Here is an 11,515-nt window from a genome sequence, read left to right as displayed (position 1 = left end):
GGCCCAAGAAAAGTGCAGGATGCGATTGAGCAGAAGGCTCGGAAAAAGGTAGCTTTGTTCTCAGCACCTTGAACATGGTGTACAATGGCTGCAATTCCATATTTTGAATCGGAGGCTACGAATGGCAAAGTCGAAGAAGAGCGCTGGCAAAGGCAAAAGCAGCAAGACGGTGGTCAAAACCAAAAGCGCCGTCAAGGGCAGCGCTCGCAAAAGCGTTGGCAAGACCAGCGCCAGTGCTCCCGTATCGGCTGCAAAGACGACAGGAGCCAATAAGGTTTTGGAATACAAACTGTTTGTCGAAGATTCAGTTCGCAATCTGGAAGATCAGGTGAACTATTACATCGGCAAGGGTTGGTCTCCTGTGGGTGGTGTGGTTGTCCAGGGTCAGAACAACTACATGCAGACCATGGTTCGCCAGGGCTAATGCCGTGGAGGCCTCCACACTTGGCTGGAGGCTCTTCCTTCCTCCCTTTCCACACGCACATCCGCCGTGGGATTTTCACCGTGAAAACATCTGCGTCTTTCTGCATAGCCGGAACCGCAAAGCCTGCATCGGCGGGGTTTGATTCGTTACGTCAGCATGAAGGACAATCTGCGTCGTAAAGGCAAAAATCTTTGAAACTCGCGCGGTGCACGGATTTCAAAGGCAATGAGCATCCTTTGGAACGCGGAAAGAATTCTACATAAATTTACCTAAATTTAATCACCATGAAAAAGTTTTCCTCCAGGACATTCTTCCAATCCAGCTTCGTCAGTCAATCGTGCTGTATATCAATTTGTACAAGCCATTGATTTTACAAGGTCTTGCTTTCCTACATCCTGCCGATTTCGCTTAAGATTGATCGAAACTCTTGAAACCATGCCTGGGAAGGTGCTTGCGTGGGCCTTTGCAAAGTATTGGATAACATGAGCAGGTGGCCGTAGATTCAGCAGCAGGTCCAGCAGCCCCATTCGCTCTCGACCCCGGAAATTATGCAAGAACGTGAAAGCCCTGTAATGATCGAAATATTCCATTTCAATCAAAAGATTAGCTGCTCGGAGTTCGGCCCGAGAAGGGCCCGATTAGCCACAGGATTTCGCGTAGTTTTATTACAAGTGTACTCTCAACATGCCGTACCTGAATCGGTATCAGGAAAACACGCTCCTTCCCCGTTTTTCTGGTCCAACTCGCCCTAGTGGTACGAAGTCCCTTTCCCGTGGGTTCATTCCCCCTTCGCCGCCAAATGGCTCGTTTGGCTTAGCCCGTCCGTAAGGACGGGTGCCCATCTTTTTTAATTTAAAACATCGATCGACTCAGAAATTTCAGCGAGAGTTGGCGAGAGCCGTGCGGAAGTAATCGATCGTTTTCTTGAGGCCTTCCTCAAGCTCGACCTTGGGCTGGTAGTTCAGGTATTTCTGCGCCAGGGAAAGATCGGGGCGGCGCACCTTGGGATCATCCTGGGGCAGAGGTTTTTGCACAATGCGCGAGCGACTGCCAGTCAAACGAATCACACGCTCGGCAAGTTCGGCCACCGTAAACTCATTGGCATTGCCGCAGTTGATCGGTCCGAGCGTTTCATCCTGCTCACTCAAAGCGATGATGCCCTCGACGAGATCGTCGCAGTAACAGAACGAGCGCGTTTGAGAGCCGTCGCCGTAAATGGTGATGTCCTCATTCTGCAGAGCCTGTACGATGAAGTTGGAAACCACCCGGCCATCGTCGATCGCCATGCGCGGTCCATAGGTGTTGAAGATACGCACGAGACGCACTTCGACTCCATGCTGACGGCTGTAATCATAGCAAAGCGTTTCCGCAGCACGCTTGCCCTCGTCATAGCAGCTGCGTGGACCGATCGGATTCACATTGCCCCAGTAGGCTTCGGTTTGGGGGTGTTGCAGAGGATCGCCGTACACCTCCGAAGTGCTGGCGTGAGTCAGGCGGGCTCCCACACGCTTGGCGAGGCCCAGAAGGTTCATTGTCCCCAGCACGGACGTTTTCATCGTCTTGATCGGATTGCTCTGGTAATGCACAGGACTCGCGGGGCAGGCAAAATTCAGAATCAAATCCACTTCAGCCATGTAAGGCTCAACGATATCGTGACGTACAAGTTCAAAGTTTGGATGCGTGAGCAGATGCCGAATATTCGCCTTGTTGCCTGTGTGAAAATTATCGACACAGATGACTTCCCAACCCCTGCCAATATATCTATCGCAGAGATGACTCCCAATGAAGCCGGCACCACCTGCAATAAGAACGCGACCCTTTGTCGGCAATGGCATCAAAACCCCTCCGTGTCTGTGATTAAGGATGCAAGGTCCGATCATAGTATGTTAGCCTATTGCGACCTGCAAACGATTTGTCGATGCTCCGGAGGATTAAATGAACATCCACGAATACCAGGCAAAATTACTCTTCAAGCAAAACGGTGTGCCCGTACCTGATGGTTACCTGGCCACCAATCCCACTGAAGCAGAATTTGCCATGCGCCGTCTCGGAACTGAAGTCGCCGTTGTCAAAGCCCAGGTTCACGCGGGCGGTCGCGGCAAAGCTGGTGGCGTCAAGCTCGCCAAGAGTCCCGAGGAATGCCGCAAGATTGCTGAAGCCATGATCGGCATGGACCTGATCACACACCAGACGTATCCCGAGGGCAAGAAGGTCCATAAGGTCTATGTCGAGGCCGGGAGCAAGATTGTAAAAGAATACTATCTCGCCCTCTTTTTGGATCGCGAGAATGCTGGCATCGGCATCATGTTCTCAACCGAAGGCGGTATGGATATCGAGGAAGTGGCCGCGAAAACCCCGGAAAAAATCGCGACTGTGGTTGTCGATCCCACCGTGGGCCTGCAGGGTCACCACATTCGCCAGCTGTGCTGGTCGATGAATCTGCCGGCAGCCGAGCAGAAGGAAATGACCCCGATCGTCCGCAATCTCTACAAGATGTTCATTAAGTACGATTACTCTATGCTCGAAATCAACCCCCTGATCGTGAACGATCAAGGCAAGATGTTCGCGCTCGACGGCAAAATGAATTTCGATGACAACGCTCTTTATCGGCAGAAGGACGTGGAACTCTTCCGCGACTATCTTGAGGAAGATGAGCGTGAAGTCACCGCTTCCAAATATGGTCTGAGCTACATCGGCCTGGATGGCAACATCGGCTGCCTGGTAAACGGCGCTGGCCTCGCGATGGCGACCATGGACATCGTGAAACATTACGGCGGAAAACCAGCCAACTTCCTTGACGTCGGCGGCGGCGCCTCGCAGGAAACGGTGACCAACGCCTTCCGCATTCTCTTTGCAGATCCCGGCGTGAAGGGTCTTTTCGTCAACATCTTCGGCGGTATCATGCGCTGTGATGTGATTGCCAACGGAATCGTGGCCGCAGCCAAGGAACTTGGTTTGCGTGTTCCCATGGTGGTTCGTCTCGAAGGCACGAACGTGGAGCAGGGCAAGGAGATTCTGAAAAAATCCGGCCTGAACCTCTACGCCGCCAGCGATATGGCCGATGGCGCCAAGAAAATCGTCGAACTTGTGAAGTAAAGACTGAAGGAGCATCCACGTGTCTATTCTTGTCGATCAAAATACCCGCGTCATCACTCAGGGGATCACCGGCAAGTCTGGTGAATTCCATACCCGTCTTTCTCACGAATACGCGCCCCGCTTTGTCGGTGGTGTGACGCCCGGCAAGGGCGGACAAAAAGGTGTGAGCGATCTGCCGATCTTCAACACCGTGCATGAAGCTCGTGAAAAAGCCGGCGCCAACGCCTCGATGATTTTCGTTCCCCCTCCGTACGCAGCCGATGCCATTCTGGAAGCGATCGACGCGGAAATCGAACTCATCATCTGTATCACCGAAGGCATTCCAGTTTTGGACATGATTCCGGTGAAAAAAGCCCTGGAACGTTCCAAATCCCGCCTCGTCGGCCCCAACTGCCCTGGTGTGATCACACCCGGTCAGTGCAAAATCGGGATCATGCCTGGCCACATTCACAAAGTGGGTTCGGCCGGTATCGTTTCCAAATCAGGAACGTTGACCTATGAATCCGTCGGTCAAACAACAGCGATGGGCATCGGTCAAAGCTCGTGCATCGGCATTGGTGGCGACCCCATCATTGGCACGACGTTCATCGACGTTCTGCAGCTCTTTGAAGCGGATCCCCAGACCGAAGGTATCGTACTGATCGGTGAGATCGGTGGCGATGCGGAAATCAAAGCCGCTCAGTTCATCAAGGAAAACATCAAAAAGCCTGTGGCTGCCTTCATCGCGGGTCAGACCGCACCCAAAGGCAAACGCATGGGCCATGCCGGTGCCATCATCTCGGGCGGCAGTGGAACAGCAGCCGAGAAAATGGCCGCTTTGGAAGAAGCCGGCGTTGTCGTGGCGAAGAGCCCGGCCGATATCGGCCAGGCGCTGAAAACCGCTCTGGAGAAAAGTCGGAGATAATCCATGTTGGGCCTGCGCCATTACCGGGGAACCGCGATCGATCTCTTTCAAGGCGATATCACCAGCTTCGTCTGCGATGCGATGGTGAATGCGGCCAACTCCTCTCTCCGCGGAGGCGGTGGCGTCGATGGAGCGATTCATCAGGTGGGTGGGCCGAGCATACTCGAGGAATGCGTGCGGATCGGACGTTGTGAAACCGGGGATGCCGTGATCACAACTGCCGGTCGGCTACCCGCAAAAAAAGTTATTCATACGGTCGGACCAATCTGGCGAGGCGGTACAGAAGGGGAAGCCGAACTTTTGTACAGTTCCTACCAAAAGAGTCTGCATTTGGCGGCTGAATCGAAATTGCTTCATGTCGCAATTCCATCGATCAGTACCGGAATATATGGTTATCCTGTGACGGACGCAGCCATGGTTGGCATGAAAAGCATAAAAAATTTCTGCGACGACAAACCCCAGGCCCTGCGCCGCATCACAATGGTTTTGTTTGACAGCGAAACCTATAAAGCCTGGCAAAAAGCTCTCTTCACCTGCTTTCCCGAAGCCGAGGGGGATGCGACTTGAAATTACGGGACTTGGCCTACTATCGCACGGGCGGCCGTTGTCAGGCCCTCTATGAACCCAAAAACATCGAAGATCTCAGCCGCATCGTGCAGGCTCTTCACGCCACCCGGCAGAGATATTTCGTGCTGGGCGGTGGGACGAACTCCCTCGTGCTCGATGAGGACTGGCCCGGTGCCGTCATCGTGTTCCGTCGCATGAAAAAAATTGAAGTGCGCGGCACGAGCCTTTATGTGGAAGCGGGTGCCGACAACACCGCTGTGTCCCAGGCGGCTCTGGAAGCCAAACTGGAAGGTGTGGCCTGGATGAACCGACTTCCTGGACAGATCGGTGGCACCGTGCGGATGAACGCGCGCTGTTATGGTGGCGAAATCAGTCAGGTGACGCGGGAAGTGCATACGGTTCTGCCCGATGGCAGCATTCGCGTTTATACCGCTGCAGACGGCATCTTCCGCGGATACAAGGACACGCTCTTCATGGACAATGGCGCCATCGTCGCGGCCGCTGTTCTGCAGCTCGAGGAAGGTGTGCGGGGCTCCATTGAAACCCGCATGAAATTTTACGAGCAGGATCGAATGAACAAGGGGCAGTTCCATTACCCCACCTGCGGCTGTGTCTTCAAAAACGATTACAGCGTCGGTGTTCCCAGCGGGATGCTGCTCGACAAGGCTGGCGCCCATAAGTTAAGCCGACCCGAGGTTGCGCTCAATCCGCAGCACGCGAACTTTGTCTATAACAAGGGTGCGAGCAGCCGCGACATCCTGGAACTGACGCTGGCCATGCGGGACCTCGTCTATCAGGAGTACGGAGTCTGGCTGGAGTACGAGATGGAGATTCTGGGTGAACTGCCGGCGGATCTCAAGGCCCGGGTGCAGGACAAAAAACCGGCCCGTTTCCAGGAGAGCAAACTGGAGCCCCTGAGGGCCCTGTTTCAGAAAAAACAGAATCCGGGTGGAGGTTGATCAGGGGTCTTCGCTTTCAGATTGAAGGCGGAGTTTCAACGCGGTCTCGAGTATCTTTTCATAGCCCTCGGACTTGTTCATAAAGGCCTTTACACAGGCCGGACAATTCTCCAGCTCCGTGCTGCGATCCATGCCACTGATCATGATCATGGGCTTGTTACCAAAAAGAGTCATCATGTAGTCCGCCACATCCTTGCCATTGATGGCGCCCAGATCATAGTCCACGATGGCTACATCATACTGGGCCAGAAGACCCACAAAGCCGAGGTCATCCAGCGAATGAAAGACATCGAGCGCCACACCCTCGCGTGCAGCCCAGCGACTGATGACAGCTCCATAGACCGGATCATCATCGATCAGAATGATGCGGGGCCCCGCCGGGACCGGAAACACCTCGGCCTTGATTTCATCCGCATGATCCTTGTCGCGCCTCTGCGGTCGACGGACCGCAGTCAGCACCATGGATTGATTCATCGTATGATTCCTCCAATGGATGGATTCCATGGTCGCGCGAAACTCCTCGCTCCGCGCGCCATCCTTCCTATCGCGTAACGCAGCCTTCGAATTCACGGGCGCCTCTCAGCTTTCTGCCGCAGGCGGCCAAGCCCCTGTGCTCACCCAACATAAAAAGAAAACCTGATCAGAAAGTAAGACGGCCATACCGGGAATTTCAAGCGGCCACGACCGGGTCGAGCGGGCTCAGCCGGCTGGGGCGGACGCATGACCTGTCTTTTTCAGGACATAAGCCTGCTGCAAGAATAGGCAGCCTGCAGGGCCTTATTTTTCAGCTTGATAGCGCCCTTCCCTGGGCTAATTCAGTCATGGCCTGATGTTCCGACGACGCTCTGGCTACAGGAAAATCAGCCATAATAATTCTTACGAAAGAGTAAAAAGTGGAATCGTTTTTGCATTTCTCACATGGCCACGTAAGCTCACTCGACATCGAGGCGAAACGTTAAAAAACGACGCGCTGGTCACCAATTATGCAAAGCAACTGAATAGAGGAAACGAAGATGAGTAGCATGCCTCAGAATCCAGGATTGTTCGTCAACACTGAGGACCAGATGGTCGAACTCACGTCCTCGAGTCCCATTCTGAATGCGGCGCTGATTGAGCAGTACGAAGCCATGGATGAAGGTGTGACTGACGATGCCCTGCTGCCCAAGATTTTCGGAATCTTCCATCGAAACATTCCGGAGCATCTCGAGCGTCTGACCGTGGCCTTGCAAAGCCAGGACGAAGAGACGGTAAACTATGTCATTCACAAGATGCTGGGCATGGCCCACAATGTGGGTGCCCTGCGCTTATCGGATATTCTGATGATACTGGAGCAGGCGGAAACTGCCACCAAGATGCACCTGACGGGTAACGAAGTGGCCATGCTGCAAAGAGAGTTTGAGGCTGCCGTGGCAGCCCTTCAGGAGCATCTGGACCAAAGGACTCATTGAGTCCGTTTCAGCCGATCTCTCGCAGTCTTTCGAAGGGATAGATGCCGGTCCTGTGACCATCGGTGAAATGAATCGTCAGCGCATAGCGCCCCACGGATTCAATCTTGACCGGACGTACGCTCTCCGGAATATCATCCGGATTCAGGGTCCGTTTCTTGGTGACTTCATCGATACAGTTGGCGCAGCGGCACTGCCGCCGTAACTCGACCACATCGTAAAGACTCTTGCGACCATCCGTCCAGGTGATGGCCAGCGTGCGATCATCCTGTTGCCAGATGCGTTGAACACGCGCTTGATCAGACATGACGTTTCCACTCCAACAGGAAATAACCCAAAGCTCCAGACCCATCACGCTCGAGAAGCCTGTGCTGCTTCTTCACCTGCTGGGCCATCTCCTGATAGGCCTGGCCCACAATCGAGGAGGGATTGCTGACCACAAAGGCCACACCTTCGTCACCGGCTTCAGCCACACGAGGATCCAGGGGCAGCTCGGCCAGCAGCGGAATGGAGGCTTCATCAGCCAGTTTTTTGCCACCACCACGACGGAAGATATAATGCTTCTTCTCACAGCCATCGCAGATGAAGTAGCTCATATTTTCTACAATTCCGAGGACCGGCACGTTCACAGTCTTGAACATGTGAACGGCCTTGCGGACATCGATCAGCGAAACCTCCTGCGGGGTCGTAACCAGGACCGCACCGCTGAGCGGCACCATCTGCGCAAGGGTCAGATGAATATCGCCCGTTCCCGGCGGCAGATCGATCACCAGATAGTCCAGTTCACCCCAGACGACCTGAGTCAGAAACTGACGAATCACCTGGGTGACCATCGGTCCCCGCATCAGCTGAGCTTGGCCAGGAGCCGCAAACATGCCGATCGACATGACCTTGATGCCTTCATATTCCGAAGGAATCAAAAGATCATCTTCGGTCATGGTCGGCCGCTGCGCTCGCGTCATCTGCTGCAGGGAGGGGCCGTGCACATCGGCGTCCACGATACCAACCTTATGCCCATCCTGCGCCAGAGCCAGCGCCAGATTCAAGGCGACGGTTGATTTTCCGACGCCACCCTTACCGGAGCCGACGGCAATCAGATGTTTCACCTGATCCAGAGCTCCGGATTTGGGAGGCACCTGAGCCTGCGCTCCAGGAGCACGGGGTGCAGCGTGAGCGGCAGGAGGCGGAGTCGGTGCAGGAGCCGTTGGCGCGGGTTTTGATTCCGGACCGCCGCTGAGTTTTTCCTGGATACGTTTTAGAAAGCTCACGGCTTGCTCCTAGTTGTTAAGGCTTTCCAGGTAGTGTTGAGCCTGGATGGCCGCCTGACAGCCCATACCGGCGGCGGTAATCGCCTGTTTGAAATGCGGATCGGCGATATCACCGGCAGCAAAGACACCAGGAGTTTTGGTCTTGGTGTAGTTGGTGACCTTGATATAACCGTGGTCATCCAGATCCACAAAAGGCTGGAACACAACCGAGTTGGGTGTATGACCGATGGCATAGAAGAGGCCATCGATTTTCATTTCCTCTTTTTCGCCGTTTTCGGTGTTTTCGAGAACAACACCGGTCAGACCCGTTGCATCGGATTGCAGCGAGCTGACCGTAAACGGGAGTTTGAACGTAATCTTGGGATTATTGCGCGCGCGGTCGAGCATGATGGGTGAAGCCTTGAACACATCGCGTCGATGGATCAGGATGACTTCACTGCACAGCTTGCTGAGGTAGTTGGCCTCCTCCATCGCCGAGTCGCCACCACCGACCACGATCACGCGCTTGCCTTTGAAAAAGAATCCATCACAGGTTGCACAGGTGGAGACACCGCGGCCCATGAGCGACCACTCGCCGTCGATCTTCAAGGTCTTGGCCGTCGCACCGGTCGCGATGATCACGGACTTCGCATGAATCTCTTCGCTATCGGTCCAGAGTTTTTTGATGGGACCGGAAAGATCCACCTTGGTGATGGTATCGTAAATGATTTCCGTGCCGAAACGTTCGGCCTGGGCCGTCATATCCTGCATCAGCTTCGGACCCAGAATGCCATGTTCGAAGCCAGGAAAGTTTTCCACTTCCGTGGTCGTGGTCAGCTGACCACCATGCATAATCCCCGCATAGATCACAGGACTGAGATTGGCACGGGCAGCGTAAATGGCTGCGGTCAGCCCCGCAGGTCCGGTCCCGACGATGACAACATTGCGAACTGGCTTGGTGGTCATATTTCTAGGTTCCTTTACGCGTCTTTTCTTTAACGGCTTACGAAGATACCAGCGTCCGCCCCGGCTGTCATCCCTTGGGCGTCCGCGACTGTTCAGAAGGAGTCAGCTCTTGTCGTCAAGGCTGGCATGACGTGGAAAACGTAAGAGAAAATGAAACTTCCCGCTACATATCTGGAAATTGATTGAATCCATGCGTGCAAAGAGATCATGTGCCATATGGACCCCTACACCTTTCATATTGGCTGAGGTAACATCGGGCGCTGGACGGCTGGCAGCACGAACCCATCCCATTCCTGATGCTCACACGTGAAGCACCACACGCCACTGAAATAGACAAACTGCACTGCTTTCATCTGACGAAAACTCTGATTCTCTATGAAGTTTTCGTAAGAATAAACCGCGAATCGTGGTTCCCATTGCATCGAAATCCTGGGTTCTCTATGAACTCACTCAGATTCGAAAGTGAATCTACACTGATGGAGATGTTTATGAAGCACGCACTGCTTATTATTGGTTTGCTGGCAGTTCCAACCTGCGCATATTCATGGACGGGTGAATGCTACGAGGATGGTGAAATGTTTGCCCAGGAATTCGCTGCCACCGAGTATTGTGAGAAAGAGCCCAACGCCAAGGTTTCCGAAATGCAAGAGGTTGGGGCTGTTGATCTCTGCGACTCACCTCCTGAACTGAGAGCCTTGAAGTCTGGTTGCATGGACGCGCTGATTCCAGCCATCGCAGAACTTTATTTTTCTGGTGAGTGTGAAAAATTTAAGCATGTAAAAGATTCTCCAGTACGCATCTATTCCTTGAAAAGAAGGCTCTGCAAGTAACTCTCGGCCTATGGTGGTGAAGACCACCATAGGACTGACATACAGTAAAGAAAGTCCACAATCCAGATCTACGGGAAGTGAAACCGAATGCCAAGATTGACGGTGGCGGACTCAAAGCGATAGTTCCGATCCTCTCCTTCAGTGACCTTAAGCGGATCGGGCTCATCGCTGAGAATATTGGAAAGGGCGCGAGCATAGAGCGAAAAGTTCAGGCGCCGGGTTCGGAGAACAATGACCTCCATCTCGGTAAAAAGTCCAGGTTTAAGGCTCTGAACCGTGACTCTTTCTGATTTATCGATCATGATTCTTCCATACATCAATTCAGGACCTCCGCCGAGCGTGAAAAGGATCCATGGAAGATAAGGTACGGTAAGCCCTGCTTGGACATAGAGATTGGGCAAAACTCCCAGGAACATCGCGTCGACCTGAACTTCGACGCTGTCATCAATATTGCCTTCAGCATCAACACTGTAGACACGGATTTTGTTCTTATCTGGATCGTTGGTAAGATTATAAAACATCAGCGGAAGAGCGATGCCATAATCAAAATGAAATACTTTCAGAAAATATCGACTTTTTAAGGGCTTCTGCAGAAAGAGCGAGACGCTGGGGGAAGACGTGCCCATGGCTTCGTTAGGCGACCAACATTCGGCTGTATTCACTCCTGTGTTGGGATCCACGCCCGTAGGTCGGCAATAATCATCGAAGGCCAAGGACCCTGATGCGCTGGAACTGGAAATATCGATTCCCGGCCTGAAGGAATTACTTTTGCCGTACGCCTCAGCATACCCAGTGGACCCAAGTAAAAGCAGAAGAATTCGGGGCAGTTTGCGGGACACGCCCTATCCTCCTTTTCTGTTGAAAAACCGCGGGCATTCATCTCTCCGTCGGCATAAAGGGGCATAGTTTTAGGTTCTTTTTTCTCGCGGGACACTTTCCAGCATTTTGATCCCCTGGGAAGATCCACCGATTACACCAATAAGACCCTGGAGTTAAGCCTTCATCATGCTCTGAGATGCAGCTCAATCCGCAGCCAGTTATCGATCCAAATATTGCAGGCTAAAAATACTGAAAAAC

The 11,515-nt window shown here is 53.3% G+C and carries 13 protein-coding genes; 7 read left to right on the top strand and 6 right to left on the bottom strand.

Annotation, left to right across the window (positions count from 1 at the left end; translation table 11 throughout):
- Positions 1 to 121: 121 nt before the first annotated feature.
- On the top strand, positions 122 to 424 hold the full coding sequence (locus OLTU_RS01400) for a hypothetical protein (RefSeq protein ID WP_141730975.1): 303 nt from the start codon (positions 122 to 124) through the stop codon (positions 422 to 424).
- Positions 425 to 1,302: 878 nt separating this feature from the next.
- Here OLTU_RS01400 and OLTU_RS01395 read toward each other — a convergent pair.
- Complete coding sequence (locus OLTU_RS01395) at positions 1,303 to 2,259, bottom strand: UDP-glucuronic acid decarboxylase family protein (protein ID WP_141730974.1); 957 nt, start codon at positions 2,257 to 2,259, stop codon at positions 1,303 to 1,305.
- A gap of 100 nt (positions 2,260 to 2,359) precedes the next feature.
- Between OLTU_RS01395 and sucC the strand changes: the two genes are divergently transcribed.
- Genes sucC through murB form a run of 4 tightly spaced genes read left to right on the top strand, consistent with a single transcriptional unit; the run spans position 2,360 to position 5,950 of the window.
- On the top strand, positions 2,360 to 3,520 hold the full coding sequence (gene sucC, locus OLTU_RS01390; RefSeq protein WP_141730973.1) for an ADP-forming succinate--CoA ligase subunit beta: 1,161 nt from the start codon (positions 2,360 to 2,362) through the stop codon (positions 3,518 to 3,520).
- Between the two features lie 19 nt (positions 3,521 to 3,539).
- Positions 3,540 to 4,424: a succinate--CoA ligase subunit alpha gene (gene sucD / locus OLTU_RS01385; RefSeq protein WP_141730972.1), complete on the top strand. Its 885-nt coding sequence runs from the start codon at positions 3,540 to 3,542 to the stop codon at positions 4,422 to 4,424.
- 3 nt (positions 4,425 to 4,427) lie between these two features.
- Complete coding sequence (locus OLTU_RS01380; protein ID WP_141730971.1) at positions 4,428 to 4,991, top strand: macro domain-containing protein; 564 nt, start codon at positions 4,428 to 4,430, stop codon at positions 4,989 to 4,991.
- A complete protein-coding gene (murB, locus tag OLTU_RS01375) occupies positions 4,988 to 5,950 on the top strand; it encodes a UDP-N-acetylmuramate dehydrogenase (protein WP_176736237.1) in 963 nt (320 codons plus the stop codon). Before OLTU_RS01380 ends, murB begins: the two co-directional genes overlap by 4 nt.
- On the opposite strand, the gene OLTU_RS01370 is transcribed toward murB, so the two are convergent.
- Entirely contained in the window at positions 5,951 to 6,424 is a 474-nt protein-coding gene (locus OLTU_RS01370) for a response regulator (RefSeq protein WP_218109774.1), read from the bottom strand.
- Positions 6,425 to 6,963: 539 nt separating this feature from the next.
- Here OLTU_RS01370 and OLTU_RS01365 point away from each other — a divergent pair.
- Positions 6,964 to 7,398 carry an Hpt domain-containing protein gene (locus OLTU_RS01365; RefSeq protein WP_141730968.1) on the top strand — a complete coding sequence of 145 codons (435 nt, stop codon included), beginning with the start codon at positions 6,964 to 6,966 and terminating at the stop codon, positions 7,396 to 7,398.
- Between the two features lie 7 nt (positions 7,399 to 7,405).
- Here the strand turns inward: OLTU_RS01365 and OLTU_RS01360 are convergent, their stop codons facing one another.
- The 3 genes from OLTU_RS01360 to trxB are packed head-to-tail and all read right to left on the bottom strand — an operon-like array spanning position 7,406 to position 9,608.
- Entirely contained in the window at positions 7,406 to 7,702 is a 297-nt protein-coding gene (locus OLTU_RS01360) for a DUF971 domain-containing protein (protein WP_141730967.1), read from the bottom strand.
- On the bottom strand, positions 7,695 to 8,663 hold the full coding sequence (locus OLTU_RS01355) for an Mrp/NBP35 family ATP-binding protein (protein ID WP_141730966.1): 969 nt from the start codon (positions 8,661 to 8,663) through the stop codon (positions 7,695 to 7,697). The genes OLTU_RS01360 and OLTU_RS01355 overlap by 8 nt, the downstream gene beginning before the upstream one ends.
- Before the next feature lie 9 nt (positions 8,664 to 8,672).
- A complete protein-coding gene (gene trxB, locus OLTU_RS01350; RefSeq protein ID WP_141730965.1) occupies positions 8,673 to 9,608 on the bottom strand; it encodes a thioredoxin-disulfide reductase in 936 nt (311 codons plus the stop codon).
- Between the two features lie 488 nt (positions 9,609 to 10,096).
- Between trxB and OLTU_RS01345 the strand changes: the two genes are divergently transcribed.
- Positions 10,097 to 10,438: a hypothetical protein gene (locus tag OLTU_RS01345; protein ID WP_141730964.1), complete on the top strand. Its 342-nt coding sequence runs from the start codon at positions 10,097 to 10,099 to the stop codon at positions 10,436 to 10,438.
- Positions 10,439 to 10,506: 68 nt separating this feature from the next.
- Here OLTU_RS01345 and OLTU_RS01340 read toward each other — a convergent pair whose 3' ends face one another.
- Positions 10,507 to 11,277, bottom strand: coding sequence for a hypothetical protein (locus tag OLTU_RS01340; RefSeq protein WP_141730963.1), 771 nt, complete (start codon positions 11,275 to 11,277; stop codon positions 10,507 to 10,509).
- Positions 11,278 to 11,515: the final 238 nt, after the last annotated feature.

It is taken from the genome of Oligoflexus tunisiensis (assembly GCF_001748245.1).
Classification (GTDB): Bacteria; Bdellovibrionota_B; Oligoflexia; order Oligoflexales; family Oligoflexaceae; genus Oligoflexus; species Oligoflexus tunisiensis.
Note: the sequence above shows the minus strand (reverse complement) of the source record. Positions and strands in the feature narration are given on the sequence as shown.

Bases quoted from the DNA above. Each gene is read 5' to 3' on its own strand.
- OLTU_RS01365 (WP_141730968.1), top strand. From the start codon at position 6,964: ATGAGTAGCATGCCTCAGAATCCAGGATTGTTCGTCAACACTGAGGAC.
- OLTU_RS01370 (WP_218109774.1), bottom strand. From the start codon at position 6,424: ATGAATCAATCCATGGTGCTGACTGCGGTCCGTCGACCGCAGAGGCGC.
- OLTU_RS01380 (WP_141730971.1), top strand. From the start codon at position 4,428: ATGTTGGGCCTGCGCCATTACCGGGGAACCGCGATCGATCTCTTTCAA.
- OLTU_RS01395 (WP_141730974.1), bottom strand. From the start codon at position 2,259: ATGCCATTGCCGACAAAGGGTCGCGTTCTTATTGCAGGTGGTGCCGGC.
- OLTU_RS01345 (WP_141730964.1), top strand. From the start codon at position 10,097: ATGAAGCACGCACTGCTTATTATTGGTTTGCTGGCAGTTCCAACCTGC.
- trxB (WP_141730965.1), bottom strand. From the start codon at position 9,608: ATGACCACCAAGCCAGTTCGCAATGTTGTCATCGTCGGGACCGGACCT.
- OLTU_RS01360 (WP_141730967.1), bottom strand. From the start codon at position 7,702: ATGTCTGATCAAGCGCGTGTTCAACGCATCTGGCAACAGGATGATCGC.
- OLTU_RS01400 (WP_141730975.1), top strand. From the start codon at position 122: ATGGCAAAGTCGAAGAAGAGCGCTGGCAAAGGCAAAAGCAGCAAGACG.
- sucC (WP_141730973.1), top strand. From the start codon at position 2,360: ATGAACATCCACGAATACCAGGCAAAATTACTCTTCAAGCAAAACGGT.